The sequence below is a fragment of the Janthinobacterium sp. 17J80-10 genome (assembly GCF_004114795.1).
Classification (GTDB): Bacteria; Pseudomonadota; Gammaproteobacteria; order Burkholderiales; family Burkholderiaceae_D; genus Paucimonas.
Genome location: NZ_CP035311.1, coordinates 3,552,863 through 3,571,799, shown reverse-complemented (window position 1 = coordinate 3,571,799; position 18,937 = coordinate 3,552,863). Strand labels below are relative to the sequence as shown.

Genomic DNA, 18,937 nt, shown 5'->3' with positions numbered 1-18,937 from the left:
AAAATTTCAAAGATCTGATAAACAGCAATTACGACAAATTAATCGGATAGGATGATTCCGCGATTCTGCAAAAACCTCAATACCATCGCGACGGACGATTCAATATCCAGCTGGTCAGTGTCGATAACAAGTTCAGCTGCTGCTGGCGCTTCATAGGGCGATGAAACCCCCGTGAAATCAGCTATTTTCCCGGCATGCGCCTGCTTATACAATCCTTTTGTATCTCTCGACTCGCAGGTTTCAAGCGAGCAGCGACAATAGATTTCAATAAAATCGCCCGGCGAAAAAAGGCCGCGTACACGTTCCCGGTCAGCCGCAAACGGGGAAATAAAGGCGGTCAAGGTTATCACGCCGGCCTCGATGAACAATTTTGCCACTTCCCCTACACGGCGGATATTCTCTTCGCGATTCGCGTTTGAAAAGCCAAGATCGCCGCAGAGACCATGCCGGACATTGTCGCCGTCAAGCACGAAGGTCCGGCACCGCAGGCCATGCAGCTTCTCTTCGACCGCATGGGCCAGGCTCGATTTTCCTGAGCCGGACAAGCCGGTAAACCACAATAGCACGCTTGGATGCAGGTTCTGGGCCTGCCGCTGGGCGCGCGTTACGCTCGCCCGATGCCACACGACGTTGGTCGAATTGTTCATTGCATAAAATTCCCGACTTTCTCAGCTGGCGCTTGCTCCGCGGTCGATCGCTTCTTCATCGCAGACGATCGCATTTACCTGCGCATTTTCCCTCATTAGACTTTCATTGTGGGTACTAATCTGCTGTCCGGTGGAATAATGCAACAGAAACAGGCGCATCACGTGGTCGACGCCTTCCTGCTTCACCGACCGCAGGTCGTTGTCAAAATATTCTCCCCTGGTGTAATTGCCCGTGATGATTTCATAAGAAGGGAAGTATTCGCACATCGTCGCGTTGGCGTTGCATACTTCCTCGGCAGCGGCGCGCAAGACAGCCTTGCTGTAGGAAGTCGCCACCAGCACGTGGCGATTTTCATAAGTCGCAATCAGCGGCACCGGCGAAACGGTGACGATCATGCGCGCGGCGGGGTTGACCCGCTGCAGGCGCCCGATAAACGCGTTCATGTCGGCCACGACATCGGCCACCCCGAAATTGACGAACTCGTGGAGCCGGGTATCAAAAGCACCGCCTGCGACACCCGGTGCGAGCGGGTATACCGCACCGTCCTGTTTGCTGCGCCAGGCTTCGGTCAGGCCGAGCGTGAAGACGAACACGTCGAGTGTCTCGAACATGCGCCTGACAGCAGCAAAGTGCGCCTGCCTGGATTGCTCGAGGTCCTCCAGCGTGGCGAAGCCGTCAGGTTCGATCTGCGGTCGGAAGGGGTCGACCAGCCGGCCATCCTCGCGAACCCAGTGCCCCTCCTGCGGCGTAAAGGCGCCATAGGCGCGATCGAACAATTGCAGCAGTTGGCGCGCGGTGTACAGGTTGCCGAAGCGCGCCGAAAACACGCCGAAATTGCGGCGCAGGGTTTCGTCAGTCGCCAGGCCATCGCCATCTTCGGCAACGTAATAATTGAAACCATTTTTCTGCAGCGTGCGCGAGATATGCTGCGCAAAGCAACTGCCCGCGGTGGCAACCTTGTGCGCCGGCGCGAGCGAAAAACCCGCGCGAACCACCGGGTCGACGTCTTTCATGGTCACTCGTTCAACGCCGCGGCGCCAGAACTGGTGGTTGGTCAAGCCAAGATATGGGTTGGACTTGCCTTGGCTTGCCCCGGCAAGTGCGGGTGCTGCGGCAGCTTGTGGCGCAAAGCCCGACTGCCTGCGGCTGGCCAGGTACGCGGCAAGTTCCTGGTAGGGTGCGGAATCCAGGCGTTCACATACCAGATCGGCTTTACGGTACGCGGAAAACGCGTCAAACGACAATTTCACGAATTGCGGCAGGTCGATCATCTGCACCGGCCGATCGCTGCCACATTCGGACTCGATCTTCTTGAAAAAATAGTGGCCGTTGCCAATTCCAAGGCGCTTGCCGATTTCCGGGTACACCGGCCACACAGGACCGCTGGCCAGATCATCCTGCACGAACTGCTCCGCGTCCGGCAACGCATCGATGCCTTCCCGCGCCAGGATGGCGCGCGCAACATCGGCGAGGACCCGCAATTTCGGATGGTTCACCGAATACATCCAGCAGCCGCCGGCGGACCATTTGTTCAGTGATTTTTCGAGAGGGATGCCGGTCAGCTGCTCGTTATGTTGCAGGAACGCCCTGGCGGAATCCCAGTAGTCGAAAAATCCCAGTTTTGCATAAACATCCTCGGCAAACAGGCCGATGGTCTCTTCCACCGTCAAACCATTGCGCCAGCCATAAAAGGCAATCGATGACTGGTATTCTCCCAGCGGTCCCAGTGCATGCCCTGATCGTCCGTTCTTGATGTAGACCAGATCAGGATGAAAGGCTGAAAAATTAATGGCTGGGATCATTTTGATCCGGGCGCGAATATCAGGATGTTTCTGCTCGATGAATTGCAGGAATTCGGCATGGGGATGCAACAGAATCACATCATTTTCCGCTCCCATTTTTGCGATATCGACTTCGCCTGAACGTATTTGCGCCAGCATCCCGCCAGTCAATTCCAGGTGCGTCGCCGTGACATTGGTCGACATGGCTTGCAGCAGCCGGGCCAATCCCTTGCCCTGGCAATTTCCCAAGATGAGGACTTTCAACTCGGCCTGCTTGCGCTCGACCAGCGCGCGCTGGGCTGGTTTTTTCAGGCTGAACAGGTGTGAAAATCGCTTACTGATCGAGAATTCTTCGGACATGAGCAAGACCTCTACCAATTGGTTTATATCGTCTAGTTGCATATGGGCGTGGATTGCCGCTTCATCACCCGGCTCCCTGCCGAGGATAAAGCGGAATCCCCATGTGACGGCGTCTCTGGAAATAGTCATGGCATGTAATCTTTTCAATCAACTCTGGTTGTGCCGGCGGGGTTTTCGCTCCCACTGACAAATTTAGTTGTCTCGCCTGGCCCGATAAATACGTTTTTTTGAATGCGCGTTGCAACGACCGGCTTGTGCAGGTAGAGGTAACGCGGCCCGCTGCCGACCTGGATAGCCACCTTCCTGATGCCCACGAACCGGTTGCTGGCTACCGTATTGTCGTCGTCTTCGATCAGAACGCCATATTCGGCATCGGCGATTTCATTATTTGACACACGGTTATGCCGGGCAGAGTCCAGCGTGTATTTGCCGTCCGCATAGTAGCCATTGCCGCAAGCCATCATGCTGGTATCCATGCTCTGCCGCGAAGCGATCCAGACCCCGGCCTTGCCTCCGGCAATGCGGTTGTTCTCGACCAGGTTGTGGTCAGTGCTCTGCCAACGCTGTACCTGCTTTGCATCCTGTTCGAGGTGCTCGGAACAGTTCCGGTACAAAAAAATGCCGCCGATGGCGTTGCCGGCGATGACGGAATTCTGCACAGTGTTGCCACTGGAAGAATCAATCGCAATGCCTTCGCGGCGCAGCACGAAGCCATTGCCGATGATGCGGGAGTTGCGAATCGTGGATCCCCGCGAACTATGTTCCAGGTAAATGCCCACACCGCCAGAGTCACTGATGGTTGTGCCATCGACAATCGTATCCGTCACATAATCATCGACATACAGGCCAGTGCGTCCGGCATTCCTGATCGTGACATTTTCAATCAGTGTGCCGGCAGGCGTCAGCGTGTACAGGACATCGCGCGCATGGCGCTCGCTTTTGGCCCGATCCGCCAGGCTCCAGCCAATGTTGATGCCATGATACTTTGCATTGATGACCAGGCAATTGCGCACCACGACGCCCTTCAGCGGCTTGCCATCGGACTCGATGGCAATGCCCACCGGGCGCTTGCCTTCGCCGTCAACGGTGCTGCCCTGGCAGTCCAGCACCGTGCCGGACGTCCGGATGGTCAACGCCGCAGTGTGCCGGCATGACGCCGCCAGCACTGTGTGACCGCTCACTTCGACGTCCCCGGACAGGCATTGGGCTTCTTTGACGGGCTGCTCGGCATTTGCATGGCCGAGCAGCGGCATGCACAGTGCCAGCAATGTGATGGAGAAAAATCTTTTCACGCTGCCGGATCTCAGGAAACAGATTCGAAGATATCGGCGCCCCAGAAATTGCGCAGGCTGCGCCGCATGCGGCTGCGCTCGCGCGGCAGCTGGACTTCGCGTACCACTTGCGTTGCCACGCCAGACTTGCCCAAAATGCCCGCCCAAAATTGTGGCAGGAATATCTCGGGGCGTATCGTCAGGTAGGTTCCCCCGGAGGCGCTTTCGTCGGAAAACGCATAGGGATAGGGTGCGAGGTGGATGCCCTGCTTGCCGAAGTAGGCGGCCTCGATCGAGGTGCTTGAAGTCAGGCTGTACACCTTGCTGATCGCGTCGTGCGACAACAGGTGATAAAAATTCGCCTCTACCAGTTCGGTATTTGGAAACAATCGCGTCAGTGCCAGCACGACATTGTTTTCGCGGGCATAGGGATGCGGCTTGACCAGTATTTTTTCATGCATCGCACTCAGCTCGGTGAACTGGTCCATGAAGTCATCGGCACGCATGAGCCTGTCGCCGCGGATAAGCACCTTGTCGTCGCTGGTTTGTCCGGCAAACAGGGCGACGTTGTGCTGCTGCTCGCATTGCGGGAGGCGGGACAGCTTGGAGAGAGACGCCGCGGCGATGCCTGCCGCGATGCGGATCTCTTCCTCGTAGACGACCCAGCCAGCCAGGGCGTCTGGTAATCCGGGAATATTGCTGCGCAAGCCGAACAGCAGGTCATCCATGAAGCGAGCAGGATGAATGGTCAGGTCCACATAGGCAATGCCGAGCTTGTCGAAGGCTTTTCTGACAATCTCCGGCAGCTCGAACGCTACCACCAGCGCATCGGCGAATGCTTCATGAATCACTGCAAGGGTGCGGGCATCCGCATCCATATGGTAAAGCTTTACCCAGTTGGAGAATGTCGGTTGCGCATGATTGACAGCGTAGATGCGTGTGCCGATGCAGGCGTCGTCACCGGTAAAATAAACCGGGGAAACCGGCAGGTTCGTTGCCATCTCTAGCGCCGGGCTGACCAGGTTGAACAGCCAGCGGATGTTGCCGTTTTGCCCGGAACCACCGCTCGTCAGCTGACGCATTAAGTCGCCGGTGACCAGGATTTTTTTGATTTCTTCCATCAGACGCTCTGAATCAGTTCAACCAGTGGCGCAAAGCAGCGCGCGGACGAAAATTGCGCTTCGGCGGCCTGCCGTGCCGCATTTGCCATGGCGCGCCGTTCTTCGGGGAACGCTAGCAGGCGCACCAGCGCGTCGATGAATTCGGCGCGGTTGCGGGCCACGAATACGCCGGAGTCAGCGGGCGCAGCGATGCCAACGGCGCCCTCAGGTGACGCCACCAGCGGTTTGCCATAAGCGAGCGCTTCGACAGATTTTATCTTGATGCCGCCGCCATGAATCATGGGGTTGATAATGACGTCACAGCCAGCGTAGGCGCTATCGAGGCGGTCAACCTTGCCGTGCAGAACCACGCCCGGCGGTGCCTGGTCGATGCGCTGGCATACAGCGCCATAAACATGCAACGCAATCGGCAGCGATGCCATGACCGGCCAGACCTGGCGCAGGAACCAGTCAATGGCAGCGAAATTGGCATCGCTGGCACCACCGACAAAACCAAGTATCAGCGTGTCAGCCGTAGCGCGGGGCGGGCCGCATTCCGGCATGTCAACGCCATGCGGGCAGCAGATTGGCAGCGCTTTTTTCAGCACCGACGACAATATTTCAGCTTCTTCGTGCTGGATGGCGATCACCGAATCGAACCGGTCCAAAAGTGCCATTTCCTCGCCGAAGGTCAGGGAAATATGGTGCCGCAAGCCTTGTGACACGAAACGGTATTCGCGCATGGTCATCAGGTCATGCGTATCCAGCACCGTGATCGCCTGGTACGGCAGCGCGGCGCGGGTGTAGGCCAGCCAGATGTATTCAAATACGACTGTGTCGAATTGCGGTGCAAAGGAAAGAAACGCCCGCAGCGACTTGAAGAAAATCTCGTGGCGCCAGCGCTCCAGTCCCGGCAGGCGCGGGAAATCGCTGGTTTCACGGAGGTCCTTGGCGGCTTGCTCGTAATCCTTGAAGCTGATCACCTGGCCAGCGAAGCCGGCAGCGGCAATCTGGGCCTCGCGTTCCGGGAACAGGGAGCCAAAATAAAATACAGTCAGCTCGGCATGGCGCTGGATTTCCTTGCACATGGTAAAGATGCGCATATGGTTGCCAAGCGCGGCTTCCCAGAAGGGTACGTCGGTGACGACCAGCACGCGTTTGGCGCCGATGTGGGCAATGCTGCCCGTCTCGATGGCGCGCAGCAGGTCGCGGACTTGCTGGCGCTGGCGCGACTGGTAGGCGGCAAGCAGGCGCACGCTCTCGGCACGCAAGGCATCCAGCCGTTGCGCCGGGGCATCCAGCAGGGCGCGTACATGCTCCACCAGGGTTTCTACCGATGCCGCATCGTGTTCGGCAAAGCTGACGGCGATGCCCTTGCTGCCGGTTGCCGTCGACAGGAATGGCATCCCATGGCGAATGGCAGACAATGTCTTGATCTTCAGGCCAGTTCCGTCCAGCATCGGATTAATCACGAGGTCAACCTGGCGATAGAAGTCTGCCTCCTCCGCCACTTCGCCCAGGCAAACAACCGGTGTATTGGCCAGGCTGTTGCAAATCGTGCCGGCGGCGACTACCTCGATACGCTGCGCCAGCAGGCCGTCGTTCTGCACCAGCCCGAGGAAGGTAAGCAGGGACTTCCTGTTGAGCGAATTGTTCGAGCCAAGGTAACCGATACGCAGCTTGCCAGTCATGACGGGGGCGGGCAGGGGGACGGCTTCTACCGGGTAGCCGACTTCCAAGACGGCCTTCGAGGTCAGCGACTGAAAAAAAGCCCGTTCTTCATCCTGGATCGCCAGCACGATATCGGCACGATCGAGCGCGATTTTTTCCTGTTCGGGCGTGGTGTAGAAAAAATCCGGCGCGATTCCCTGCTTTTGTAACAGTTGCGCGCGGTTGCTCATGCGGTCATGGCAACTCAGTATTTTCAGCGTGGATTCAGGGAATAGGGTGAGCGCCTTGCTGAAAAATACATATTCACAATAGACCGCATCGTAATCATTCTGCCCCAGCAAAAAGCGCACGGCCGCCTCGAGGTCGGCGTTGTACCAGTCGTCGATTCCCCATACGTCGCCATGCGTCTTTGTGCGCTCGCGCAGGCGATGCGGAACATAGACAAAATCGGACCAGAATGACTGCATCGCCTGCTTTGCCTCGTCCGGCACAGTCTCCTGCCCGTACAGCAGCAATGTCACATGATGGCCGGCGGCCAGCACCTGCTCCGCCATGGCATGGATATGCGCACGGTTGCCGGCGTTTTGCGGATGCGACGGCGTCGGCGAAATCCACAGGATTTTCATGCAGCAGCCTTGGCAAAACGAATGCGGCGCACGCGGATGGCGAGCACGCGGCTATCATCGCTGCCCATGCTGGCAGGAGAAACCAGCTTGGCAAATTCCAGTTTCAGCGTCCAGAACGGAAAACGATAACTTGCCGGAATGGTCACCCTGGCCTGCAGGGAGGCAGGCAAATCGGGGCCGTCCCGCGTCAGTGCCACCGGCTGCTTGTTCAGGGTGGCTTGCATGCCATCGATGATGCCCGCCGTGATTTCGTCAACGATGTCGATTGAAAGGTCGTACGTTCCCGCGCCCAATGCCGGCAGCAGCAACGAACTGTCGCATTCCGGCCCGGCCCAGCGGCCATCCGGCTCGGCGTGATACCAATTGCGGCCGGTGATATCGCCGCGCATGTCGATTTCCAGCACTTCGGGAACTACCTTGCCGGGCAACTCCGGCATGCGGATCTGGAATTCGGGCTCCTGGTAGCGGGTAGAGCCGACATAGGCCGCTTTCAGATAATGGATGTCCGCCTTGATCTCTGCCATTGCGCGGATCAGGCGCTCGATAAATTCTGCCGAATCGGCTGGTCCCAATTGTTCTTTCAGCAGCATCTGCTGGCGCGCAATGGTTGTTTCATCAACGAGTTGCGCGCGGAACGCGGTCAGATCCATGTCAAGAAATGGCTCTACGGCAGCGATCAGGGTGCCGGCGTCATTGCGATCACTGTCAGTTGTGGCCGGGCGAGAAGCATCCGGTGTCTTGTGACCGTCGCTGCGAATTTTGGAAATAAGGGAATCCCAGGCGCTCATGCAAACTCCTTGTGCCACAGCATTGAAAGAAAAGGAAAAAATCGAATTCAGCTCGCTATTTTACCGGGATGCCTGCAGCGAGTCGTCGTCCAGGGAAAAATTCAGCATGTCATATGCCTGCCGAAAGACATGTATTGGCTCAGCATAATCAGCGCCCTTGATGTTTTCGCGCTCGCCGAGGTCCGGCCTTCGGACAATACAGCCCCATTCGTGTTCTTCGTGCAACGGCTCGCCGATTGCGATAAAGGCAATTCGCAATTTTTTGCCCAATCTGTCCCGGATTTCCCGGGCCAGCTGGTCGGGTGGCATAAAGCCGTTCAACGCGGCATTGGTCGGAATGCCTTTATATTCGTTGGGCCAGCCGGAATAACTCCAGTTAAGGACAGCAATGGGGTGGGCAGCTTGCGCGAGGTCGTCCGCGAGCCTTTTAAACAAGTGCCTGTATTTGCTATTGACCTTTTCTATCTCGTCATCGCTCACTTCGAAAACAACGCCCGGGTGCTCCCCCCATACGCGTGTGAAGTCATGATGATGGAGCAGATTCAGCTTGTAGTTATAAACGGTGTTGTGCTCATTGGTCGGCGTGATATGCAGATCGTCTCTCTTGACGTCAAATTCAAATCCGCTTTCGATCATTTTCAGCATCGACTTTGCCGGGGTAATCCACCAGTCAAAGGGGTATGCCCGATCGACCTTGAAATAATCGCGGATGTTCCATGCATTCTTGCAATTGGGCCCCAGGCTGAAAATCAAATCGGTTTTTTTCATTATCAATTTTAATGGTTTTTTTGCTATTTCAACTCAGAGCCCGTCCGTCAGAAATGCATCATTCCCCTGCCGGAAATACCGCTCCCAGAATTGCGGAAACGCTGTGGGCAAGTTCCCAACAGCCGGACAGTCATCGAGCGAGGCGAGGATTTCGCCCAGTTGCACAGTATTGGCAAAATCGACAGATGCCACTGGCAGGCGCCAATGCGCGGATTCTTCGGCCAGCCAGGTACCGTCGGTGACGATGATCCTGGCATCGGGTCGGGCAAGCTTGAGGTACTCGAACAGGATGCCGGAAGTTTTGTAACGATACGCCTGCGGTGCATAGGGAATCAGCAAGGCATCCATCCTGGACAGGGTAGTGTTCCATTGTGCCTCGCTGCTGTAGCCCTCGATCAGCTTCAGGCGCGGATTGGCCGCGGCGATTACGCGCAACTTGGCAATGGCTGACTCAAGCAGACTGTCACCGAAGCGGGTATCCGAAAGTTGTATGTAAAACTCCGTGCCGCCGCTTGCCTGCAGCAGGTGCGGCAGCGCATCCGCGACCCAGCCGATGCCCTTGTCCAGTTTCACATTGCCCGAAAAAAGCAAAACCTTCCGGGATCCTGAACGGTGCGGCTGCACCGGCTGCATTTCGGGAGCCGCCTCCGAGGATTGCAGGGCATACGGATGTACCGGAACCCGCTGCCTTAGCATGCGCGAATAGATCCTTGAAAATCCCTCACAGGAAGTCGATACATGCAAGATCGTTCCTGCTGCTGCCGCGCCGGCCTGCAACATCCGCAAGGCGATCAGGTACCTTGCATGCGCGGTTGAAGGAGCCGCCGCGCCGTCCGGCACAAAGGAGAGCGGGTGAAACATCAGTTGCAGCCGCAGCGACCGGCAGTGCAGTGTGCGCAAATGGAGTGCGACAGCCAGGCCCTGAATCAAAGCCGGCGTCGCCGTATGGACGATGAGGTGCTCCGGGTTGCCATGCTCTCTGATAATTGCTGCGATGTCGTCGGCATAAGCTCGCCACTGCCTTGCAAAGTCACGGTCATCGAGCGCAGCGGTGTCTGCATAGGGGCTAAGCCGAAATGCAGGATGGCAGCGGAATTTCACCAGGTTCGGATCGAGATTTACGTGACTGAAAAATATGCAGGCACGGCCGCGCTGCGACAGGACGCGGTCCAGGTTCCCATCGAGAATGTCATGATGGGTCTGCGGCTCTTTCAATCCCGGGTCGAAAACAAATATCATCCGCGGAAATCATCCTGGTGCGCGAGGAACCAGTTGTAGGCGTCACGCAAGCCATCCTCCAGCGATATTCCCGCCTCCCATCCCAGCGCTCGCAGGCGGGAGACGTCCATCAGCTTGCGCGGCGTGCCATCCGGCTTGGTGGCATCAAAAGTCAGGCGCCCGCCAAATCCGGTCACGCGCGCCACGGTCACTGCAAGTTCACGGATCGTGCAATCCACGCCGGTGCCTACGTTGATATGCGAGAGCATGGGCTGAGTATTGCTGTTATACGTTGTGACATCGAGTTCCATCACATGTACGCTGGCAGCAGCCATGTCATCCACGTGCAAGAACTCGCGCATGGGGGTGCCGCTGCCCCAGATCACTACCTCTTCTGCGCCAGCCAGCACGGCTTCATGGAAACGACGCAGCAAGGCGGGGATCACATGACTGTTTTCGGGATGAAAATTGTCATGCGGTCCGTACAGATTGGTCGGCATGACGGAGCGGTAATCACGGCCATACTGCCGGTTATAGCTCTCGCACAGCTTGATGCCGGCGATCTTGGCGATCGCGTACGGCTCGTTGGTCGATTCCAGCACGCCGGTCAGCAGGGCTTCTTCCTTCATCGGCTGCTCTGCCAGCTTGGGGTAGATGCAGGACGAACCTAGAAAAAGGAGCTTGTTCACACCCGCTACATGGGCAGCATGAACGATATTACATTCGATCATCAGATTCTGATAAATGAATTCAGCTGGATAGGTATTGTTGGCATGGATGCCGCCTACTTTGGCTGCGGCCAGGTAGACTTTGTCGACCTTGTTCTCGCGGAAGAACTTCTCGACTGCAGCCTGATTTGTCAGGTCGAGTTCCGCGTGTGTGCGGGTGAGAATGTTGGTGAAGCCCAATGACTGCAAACGGCGTACGATCGCCGAGCCCACCATGCCGCGGTGCCCGGCGACGAAGATTTTTTCTTGATTATTCATGTTCTATTTTACTGATGTGTTGTCTTGCAATCGGAATTAATGTCACTTTAAATCCTATCGAAGTTTTTCTGACTAGAATGGCACTACGGCGGGGTCATTTTGTAGATGGCTGGGCAAGGATACGTTTTTTTTAACTAACCTACCTATCATAGACACCCGAGGAAATCCCGATTCAAATGGCAGGCTGCGATGAACTGTCGCAGAGTGAAATAATAAAAATTGGCCACGGCTTAATTCGACTTTTTCTCGGAGTGCCAATAAATCATCTGGAACGGTCAAGAAATGTTCGGCCGATTCTTTTTTATGAAATGGTCGGGTATCCCTACTCCAACTAGCGATATGCTTGTGTGATCCAGGGATAATTTCAAAAGCACCATTTGAGACTGTCATGTCATTCAAGGCAATCAATATTGAAAAATGACTGCCAACTTCATTAAAGTCAATTGCCTCATCGCCCGATTGGAAATGTTTATCGTGGTGCCAGCCGATTTCGCCCGATTTCTCATTTTTTGTAAAAAAATTAGTGCGCCACAATAACCAGTCTGACCCAACTAACGCCTTTACTTTATTTTGCAGTTCGCTGTCTAAAAATATAGTCCTGATAACGGCGAAATCCACATGACGGTCTTTCTTTCCAAAATTTGGCAAATTTACTAGTTCAACCACGCTATCCAATTCAACGGTGTCTGCCAAATTAAAGGGGCCGCAGAAGCCTTTATTCTCTAAAACATTATTCATGCAATACCCGTTTTCATCGCATCAACTTCATGATCAGGTTTTGGTTCGATGTTGTACTGGCGAACAAGGGCTAAATTGCTGCGTTATGCCTCGCGTGCCACCGGCACCTTGTATCCATGCTGCTTCAACAGCGCATGGCTGCGCGCCTGCTCCAAGTCATGTGCAACCATTTCTTCGACCATTTGCTGTAGTGTTGTTTCCGGCACCCAGCCGAGTTTTTCCTTGGCCTTGGTCGGATCGCCGAGTAAAGTTTCCACTTCAGCAGGACGGAAATAGCGTGGATCGACCGCAACGATCACGTCTCCCGGCTTCAGTGCCGGCGCCATATCACCCGTGATGGTATCGACTACGGCTTTTTCGTCTACGCCGGATCCCTCGAACCGCAGCGCTATTCCAAGTTGTGCGGCACTCATGCGGATGAAGTCGCGCACGGAGTATTGAACACCCGTTGCAATCACAAAATCATCAGGCGTATCCTGCTGCAGCATGAGCCATTGCATCTTCACATAGTCTTTCGCATGCCCCCAGTCGCGCAGCGAATCCATGTTGCCCATAAATAGACGCTTTTCCAGGCCTTGCGCAATATTGGCGAGGCCGCGCGTAATTTTGCGCGTAACGAAAGTTTCGCCGCGACGTGGCGATTCATGGTTGAACAGGATGCCGTTGCAGGCATACATGCCGTAGGCTTCGCGGTAGTTCACGGTGATCCAGTAGGCGTACATCTTGGCCACTGCGTATGGGGAGCGCGGGTAGAACGGCGTGGTTTCTTTCTGCGGGGTTTCTTGCACCAGTCCGTAGAGTTCGGAAGTCGATGCCTGGTAGAAGCGTGTTTTCTTTTCGAGGCCGAGGAGCCGGATCGCTTCCAGCAGGCGCAAGGTACCCAGTGCATCCACATCGGCAGTGTATTCGGGAGATTCGAAGCTGACGGCAACGTGCGATTGGGCGCCGAGGTTGTAGACCTCATCCGGCTGCACTTGCTGGAGAATGCGCGTCAGATTCGAGGAGTCGCTCAGATCGCCGTAATGCAGGATGAAGCGCTGGTTGTCAATGTGCGGGTCCTGATAGATATGGTCCACGCGCTGGGTGTTGAACAGGGAGGCGCGGCGCTTGATGCCGTGAACCTCATATCCTTTTTCAAGCAGGAATTCGGCAAGGTAGGAGCCATCCTGGCCGGTGACGCCGGTAATCAGTGCTTTTTTCATGTTTCGCAGGTTTCTTCAGGTCTAATGATTTTGGAATGATAATTCCGGTTTGTCTGAAAATGAAATTATGTACGGTCAGTCTCTTCTCAAAGAGTCTCCTCGTCCGACTGCGTAATACATAAATCCGTGCTGCTGTACTTCTGCAGGCGTGTACAAATTGCGGCCGTCTACTATCACTGGATGGCGTAATTGGTTGCGCAGCCAGTCAAAATCTACGGTGCGGAATTGCTTCCATTCGGTACAAATTACCAGCGCGTCAGCCGCTGCAACGGCAGCATCCCGGCTGCTGACCAGCTGCAAATCCTCTCTTGTGCCATAAATGCGTGCGATCTCATGCATCGCTTCCGGATCATATGCCTGTACTTTAGCTCCGGCTTCCCAAAGTTTTTGTAATAACACGCGGCTTGGGGCTTCGCGAATGTCGTCAGTATTGGGCTTGAATGCCAGCCCCCAAATTGCAATGGTGCGGCCGGCGAGATCACCATCGAAGGCCTGACTCAGCTTATTGAATAAAATATCCTTCTGGCGGTTGTTCACAGCTTCGACTGACTTCAATAACTGCGTCTCGACGCCTGCCGAGGCTGCTGTCATGACCAGGGCTTGGACATCTTTAGGGAAGCAGGACCCGCCATATCCGCAACCAGGATATATAAAGTGATAACCGATGCGCGGATCTGAACCGATCCCAAGCCGTACCTGTTCGATATCGACCCCGAGTTGCTCCGCCAGATTAGCCAGTTCGTTCATAAAACTGATTTTGGTGGCGAGCATGGCGTTTGCAGCATACTTGGTGAACTCCGCAGCACGGATGCTCATGAACATCAATTTGTCGTGATTGCGATTGTAGGGTGTATAGCACTCCGTCATCAATTCGCGTACTTGCGATGACTCCGAGCCAATTACAATTCGCGCGCCACGGGTGAAATCCTCGATAGCGGACCCTTCTTTGAGAAATTCAGGATTCGAGCAAACATCGAATGGATGCGAGACACCACGCTCCCTTAAAACGTTTGAGAGCATCGTACTTACTTGTTCTGCGGTACCGACTGGCACCGTGGATTTGTCAACGATGACCCGATATCCGTCCATGTGCAAGCCAATCGTTCGTGCCACGGCCAATACGAATTTCAAATCGGCTGATCCATCTTCATCCGGGGGAGTGCCGACAGCAATGAATTGGAGTGTACCGAATGCAACGGCAGCTGGAGCATCTGTCGTGAAATGCAGTCGTCCTTCGGCAAGATTGCGTTTTACCATCGCCTCCAAACCTGGCTCATAAATCGGCACATTGCCTTCTTGCAGTTTCTCAATTTTGCTTTGATCGACGTCCATGCAGATGACATTGTGGCCTACGTCAGCAAGGCATGCTCCGGTGACCAGGCCGACATACCCAGTGCCAAATATGGTAATTTTCATAATGTGAAGCTTTAGTAAAGCTCAAAATTCGTGAATTCTTAGTAATTAGTAGTCGTAGATTATGGCGGTGAATGCCCTAATTTACATTTGTCAGAAATGCGTGAAGGTGTCAGTTTGAGTGCTCATACTCTGCCATTGAATAACCTTTGTGCGATGGAATTCCAATAACACGGAAAGTGTCCCAGATTGATCGCCGCGGCCACAAAGCATGCACATTGACTGTCTTAGGCCGCGGTGGTCTTGGCTACCAAAAACTGATCATTCCCTTGCCCAAAATACTGTCTCCAAAAATCCGGAAAGCTTTCTTTGATATCTCCAATAGACGGGTGCTTATTGAAAGTGCCAATCTTGTTTGCCAGGTCTTGCGTATTTCCGAACTCTACGTCGATTACGGGCAAGTGCCAAATCGTCACTTCATCGTGAAGCCATGTATCTCTTGTCACAACCAGCTTGGCAGTATTTTTTGCGTTCCTAATATATTCAAACAGAATCCCGGAAGTCTTGCTGCGATATGCGACCGGGCTATATGGAATCAAAAGCCCATCCATCGTCGCCAAAAGTTCTTCCCACTTTTGCTGATCAATGTAGCCATCAATCAATTTAACTCTATTGCTGGACTCGGCCAAATTTTTGATCGCAATAATTGACTCTTCTAGCGCGTTACTGTGGAAGCGCGGCTTTGCCAACTGCAGATGGAACTCCGCTTCACTATTTGATTTTAGTAATTCCGGTAAAGCTTTTGAGATCCACGCGATACCCTTATCGATCTTGAGATCCCCTGAAAACAATAAGATTTTCTGGGTTGAGGTGTCTGGTTTGGTCGCAACGGCAAGTTGTTTTCTTGCGATCGGATGCTCACTGCTTGCGCTATGTAACGCGTACGGGTGAGTTGTAACCCGTTCACGTAACATTCGGGAATACAAGCCGGCAAAACTCTGGCAAGACGACGATATGGAAATCCCAATTTTTGCTGCTTTAACGGCAGATTTTAGTGATCGCAATGCAATTAAGTATCTCGTGTAATTTGGACTGGAGTTGTTAATGTTTTCGCCACTAAACGAGAGTGGATGAAACATTAATTGTAATTCGATATGTGAAAAATACACATCCGAATGGCTAATGGCGTATGCCAAGCCCTGAACTAGCGATGCTGTCGAGGTATGAATAATGACAGCTGTCGAAGACCCCTGCTCCTTCACTATGTCGGCAATATCTTTTGCATATGCAAGGCATCTTTGAGCGAACTCTTTGTTACTTAGTTCTTGCATGTCCTCATAAGGGCTGTGCTTGAAAAAAGGCGCCGTATCGTATTCTGCGGTGGAAGTTGATAAATTGCGATTGCCAAAGACCTTGAATTTAACCTTGTGCTTTTTTAGGACATCAGCAACATTCCTGTTGATGATGTGATGATGAGTGTGAAAGTCCTTTAATCCAGGGTCAAATACAAAAACCTTCTTGCCTGAATTTTCAGTTGATTTTTTAATGGCTAAAGCAACTATGTCCTCAACAAAATTGCCTGGCCCATACTTTTCGTATAATTTATTTACTGCTATGCATTTTTTATTGAGATCGTGAGCGTTGTTTTTAAGAGCGGCAAGTTGAACTGGTAATTTTTCAATTCGCTCTTTTTTTTCCCGAACAAATACTGCAGCTTCTCGCCACAGATCTTCATCCCCAGGCAGACGCAAGCCATCGGCCAAGATGACTGGAATGGTGCCCGTGCCCAAAGACTCCCAAAGGCGAATGCTGTTTGGGCCAGAGCCGGAGGGGCATAAGGAAAATACGCTATCAAGCAAGATGGACAAATACTCGTCCTCTTCGAGTTTTTGTTTTATCTTGAATTCTTCACTTACCACCTTGCCCTTAATTTGAACGTCATAAACATCTCGCTGGAAATGCCATTCATTTCGACGCTTAACGTATGCCAGTTCAGATTTTGAATCACCAAATAATTCAAATATGTCTTCGCGACTGCTAGTGCGATAATATTTCGAGTCATGCGCCCCGATAAAGCTGTAGAGGTAGCGACGTGCCGACGCCTCCTGGGGTTTCCATTTCTCATAAAAGTTGTCGGTTGCGACCTTTACTGGATAGAGAGGGAACGGGTGTATGTTGATTCCCTCTAGAGTACGTGTCGAGTGTTCTGCATGAGACAAATAAAGTTCTGTAATGCCAGCTTTTTTAAATAGCTCGACGTACTTAAATGCGTATATGTGCTGACATACTGTGAATCTGTGAACAATCCCCTTGGGGATAGATTCAATCAATGCGTCAAGTGCCAAAAGCAGGCCTGAAGCGCCACTTGATTTTGTATTTAAATTGTCGATCAGAGTCGCCCAAGGAAATGCAAAATAAAGTATGTCAGCGACATGGGGAAATCGACCCAGGCACTTTTCATATGCATGTTGCTCGGTTTTGGCTGGCGTTTGCCAATCATTGTCATAGGCATAGATGTTACCTATATTTTTAATATGCATTGAATTCACAGCTATTCCTAATAGCAATTACCGGCTAACTATTAATTTGAGATTTTTGAAAGTATGAGACGAAGCGTTTTTTCCCAGCTGAGTCGTTGAGCTGAGGTCTTAGCCGCCAGGCGCATATCATGAAATGAATTATGGTCACAATGCATTTTTCTCAGCATTGTCAGAACCGCCTTGCGTGCTGATTCTGTCGAATGGTTTTTATATACATAGCCGTTGTAATCATCAAACACATACGACGGGATTGTTCCCAAGTCTGGTGCGATTACAGGCACTCCCATTGATAACGAATGAAAGAGTGCGCCAGAAGTTGAAACATCCGAGTAGCTTAGTAACGTGAATCTGGCGTTCATCAGAATTCGAGAAAACTCGTCTTCTGTTAGCCAGTTTTTCGCAATACGTACTCTTTTATTTTTAAGTAACCTATGCCGGTCTGATTCAGACGTTGTTGGATGAAACGAGCCAACGAACAAGAAGAGCATCTCGTTGGGCATTTCGTTACTCTTATCTAACTCATCGATTAGATCGATTAAGAGCCCTAAATTTTTATATGGCCGAATCTGGCCTGGGATAGCGATATAGGGCAAATTCGAGTCAACGATGTCGAATTTTTCTAAATCTCCAGCGGTAACTTTTTCCGCTGGTTCTGGATAAGGTCCATGTTCGCCAATAATTAGCTTCCCCCAAGGTAGTTTGCCGTAGCGATTTAATATTTGATAGGAAACGATGGCGTGGTGGACATGAACTACTGCGGATACATCAAATAGATAATTAAGAATATCGGTCTCAAGGTCGCTATTCATTCCTTCATGCGAGGAAATGTTGTGGACGGTAAATACTATTTTCAGACCATTTTTTTTCGCTAACGAAATCGCAGCTTTAAAACGTTCGCAATTTTCGAGCGCTTTATCTCGTGAGTCGCCGATAATTTGATTCAGCCAATGAATATGCAAGATGCCGCGGCGTTCTTTTAAACCGATGACTTCAAGCGATGCCAAGTCTTTTACGCCAGTTGCGTTAATTCCATCATAAAGAAGATTTTGATATGAGTTGCCACCCGTGTAGTCAGGATAGAAAAAGAGCGGAAGATTTTTCGCTAAGGCTTTTTCAGGTTCAGAAGCGGACTCAACATCATGTGATTTTGCTGAGAAATATTTAATTCTCGAGCGTTCGTGCTCATAAGCAATAAGATTTCTGGACAGCTGACCAGCATGTTTTCGAAACGCTTTGACCCCATAATCTACATAGGCTGGTTCGGTGATTAATGAAAGTTTAAGAAAAACTTGATAATCACCGGCAAGCCGAAATTGGCCATCGAATCCGCCGGATTGTAAATAGGTCGTATACCTGAATGCTGTTGATTCTGCTCTTATCCACTGTGAGCCGGCATAATTAAAATCCCCACTCCTGAGTTTGGAGATAGGTATTCTGGCATGTTGCTCGGAATAGATCTGGCCGCCATTCTCGTCGATGTCAAGCGCCATGCCTATTGCCCATTCAATTGCCGGGTCCGAAAATGTTTTGGCTAAATTGGTAATTGCGCCTGGGAGCAAAATGTCGTCGGAGTTAAGCCAAAAAAAAACATCAGGGGAGAAATTTTCGACACCAGTCATCTCCATGCCGATATTGATCGCATCGTACATCCCTCTGTCTGGGGCAGATGCGTAACTGATTGATAATTTTTTGTTGCCTAGTCCACAATCAACCTGCGACGCAAAGTCCCGCACGATATCTAATGTGGCATCAACAGATATGGAGTCTTGAATGTGCAAGTGCACACGATTGACTCCGAATTCCTGTCGTGCCACCGAGTTGAGTGTTTCATGCACGAATTGTTCAGAATTTTTGGTTGGTACAACGACTAGAAAATTGAGCATTTCG

At 52.5% G+C, this 18,937-nt stretch carries 14 protein-coding genes; all 14 read right to left on the bottom strand.

What is annotated here, in order from left to right:
* Positions 1-38 precede the first annotated feature (38 nt).
* The gene (cysC, locus tag EKL02_RS16025; RefSeq protein ID WP_128902966.1) at positions 39-647 is read right to left on the bottom strand and encodes an adenylyl-sulfate kinase; all 609 of its coding nucleotides are present in this window, start codon (positions 645-647) and stop codon (positions 39-41) included.
* Positions 648-668: 21 nt separating this feature from the next.
* The gene (locus tag EKL02_RS16020) at positions 669-2,918 is read right to left on the bottom strand and encodes a GSCFA domain-containing protein (RefSeq protein ID WP_128902965.1); all 2,250 of its coding nucleotides are present in this window, start codon (positions 2,916-2,918) and stop codon (positions 669-671) included.
* Positions 2,919-2,932: 14 nt separating this feature from the next.
* The gene (locus EKL02_RS16015; protein WP_128902964.1) at positions 2,933-4,081 is read right to left on the bottom strand and encodes a right-handed parallel beta-helix repeat-containing protein; all 1,149 of its coding nucleotides are present in this window, start codon (positions 4,079-4,081) and stop codon (positions 2,933-2,935) included.
* A gap of 11 nt (positions 4,082-4,092) precedes the next feature.
* Entirely contained in the window at positions 4,093-5,181 is a 1,089-nt protein-coding gene (locus tag EKL02_RS16010; protein WP_128902963.1) for a hypothetical protein, read from the bottom strand.
* Positions 5,181-7,457, bottom strand: a complete 2,277-nt coding sequence (locus tag EKL02_RS16005) for a glycosyltransferase (protein ID WP_128902962.1) — start codon at positions 7,455-7,457, stop codon at positions 5,181-5,183. The genes EKL02_RS16010 and EKL02_RS16005 overlap by 1 nt, the downstream gene beginning before the upstream one ends.
* Positions 7,454-8,245: a hypothetical protein gene (locus EKL02_RS16000; protein WP_128902961.1), complete on the bottom strand. Its 792-nt coding sequence runs from the start codon at positions 8,243-8,245 to the stop codon at positions 7,454-7,456. Before EKL02_RS16000 ends, EKL02_RS16005 begins: the two co-directional genes overlap by 4 nt.
* A 60-nt stretch (positions 8,246-8,305) precedes the next feature.
* Entirely contained in the window at positions 8,306-9,013 is a 708-nt protein-coding gene (locus EKL02_RS15995) for a DUF1796 family putative cysteine peptidase (RefSeq protein ID WP_128902960.1), read from the bottom strand.
* A 33-nt stretch (positions 9,014-9,046) separates the two neighbouring features.
* On the bottom strand, positions 9,047-10,252 hold the full coding sequence (locus tag EKL02_RS15990) for a glycosyltransferase (protein WP_128902959.1): 1,206 nt from the start codon (positions 10,250-10,252) through the stop codon (positions 9,047-9,049).
* Complete coding sequence (locus tag EKL02_RS15985) at positions 10,249-11,217, bottom strand: GDP-L-fucose synthase (RefSeq protein WP_128902958.1); 969 nt, start codon at positions 11,215-11,217, stop codon at positions 10,249-10,251. Before EKL02_RS15985 ends, EKL02_RS15990 begins: the two co-directional genes overlap by 4 nt.
* Positions 11,218-11,289: 72 nt before the next feature.
* The gene (locus EKL02_RS15980; RefSeq protein ID WP_128902957.1) at positions 11,290-11,955 is read right to left on the bottom strand and encodes a phytanoyl-CoA dioxygenase family protein; all 666 of its coding nucleotides are present in this window, start codon (positions 11,953-11,955) and stop codon (positions 11,290-11,292) included.
* Between the two features lie 83 nt (positions 11,956-12,038).
* Positions 12,039-13,157, bottom strand: coding sequence for a GDP-mannose 4,6-dehydratase (gene gmd / locus EKL02_RS15975; protein ID WP_128902956.1), 1,119 nt, complete (start codon positions 13,155-13,157; stop codon positions 12,039-12,041).
* 75 nt (positions 13,158-13,232) lie between these two features.
* A complete protein-coding gene (locus tag EKL02_RS15970; RefSeq protein WP_128902955.1) occupies positions 13,233-14,573 on the bottom strand; it encodes a UDP-glucose/GDP-mannose dehydrogenase family protein in 1,341 nt (446 codons plus the stop codon).
* A 224-nt stretch (positions 14,574-14,797) separates the two neighbouring features.
* Positions 14,798-17,050 carry an exostosin family protein gene (locus EKL02_RS15965; protein ID WP_241687883.1) on the bottom strand — a complete coding sequence of 751 codons (2,253 nt, stop codon included), beginning with the start codon at positions 17,048-17,050 and terminating at the stop codon, positions 14,798-14,800.
* Positions 17,051-17,091: 41 nt separating this feature from the next.
* Positions 17,092-18,933: a glycosyltransferase gene (locus tag EKL02_RS15960; RefSeq protein ID WP_128902953.1), complete on the bottom strand. Its 1,842-nt coding sequence runs from the start codon at positions 18,931-18,933 to the stop codon at positions 17,092-17,094.
* Positions 18,934-18,937: the final 4 nt, after the last annotated feature.

Bases quoted from the DNA above. Each gene is read 5' to 3' on its own strand.
- EKL02_RS16005 (WP_128902962.1), bottom strand. From the start codon at position 7,457: ATGAAAATCCTGTGGATTTCGCCGACGCCGTCGCATCCGCAAAACGCC.
- EKL02_RS15990 (WP_128902959.1), bottom strand. From the start codon at position 10,252: ATGATATTTGTTTTCGACCCGGGATTGAAAGAGCCGCAGACCCATCAT.
- EKL02_RS16020 (WP_128902965.1), bottom strand. From the start codon at position 2,918: ATGACTATTTCCAGAGACGCCGTCACATGGGGATTCCGCTTTATCCTC.
- gmd (WP_128902956.1), bottom strand. From the start codon at position 13,157: ATGAAAAAAGCACTGATTACCGGCGTCACCGGCCAGGATGGCTCCTAC.
- EKL02_RS15995 (WP_128902960.1), bottom strand. From the start codon at position 9,013: ATGAAAAAAACCGATTTGATTTTCAGCCTGGGGCCCAATTGCAAGAAT.
- EKL02_RS15960 (WP_128902953.1), bottom strand. From the start codon at position 18,933: ATGCTCAATTTTCTAGTCGTTGTACCAACCAAAAATTCTGAACAATTC.
- EKL02_RS15980 (WP_128902957.1), bottom strand. From the start codon at position 11,955: ATGAATAATGTTTTAGAGAATAAAGGCTTCTGCGGCCCCTTTAATTTG.
- cysC (WP_128902966.1), bottom strand. From the start codon at position 647: ATGAACAATTCGACCAACGTCGTGTGGCATCGGGCGAGCGTAACGCGC.
- EKL02_RS16010 (WP_128902963.1), bottom strand. From the start codon at position 5,181: ATGGAAGAAATCAAAAAAATCCTGGTCACCGGCGACTTAATGCGTCAG.
- EKL02_RS15970 (WP_128902955.1), bottom strand. From the start codon at position 14,573: ATGAAAATTACCATATTTGGCACTGGGTATGTCGGCCTGGTCACCGGA.
- EKL02_RS16000 (WP_128902961.1), bottom strand. From the start codon at position 8,245: ATGAGCGCCTGGGATTCCCTTATTTCCAAAATTCGCAGCGACGGTCAC.
- EKL02_RS15985 (WP_128902958.1), bottom strand. From the start codon at position 11,217: ATGAATAATCAAGAAAAAATCTTCGTCGCCGGGCACCGCGGCATGGTG.
- EKL02_RS15965 (WP_241687883.1), bottom strand. From the start codon at position 17,050: ATGCATATTAAAAATATAGGTAACATCTATGCCTATGACAATGATTGG.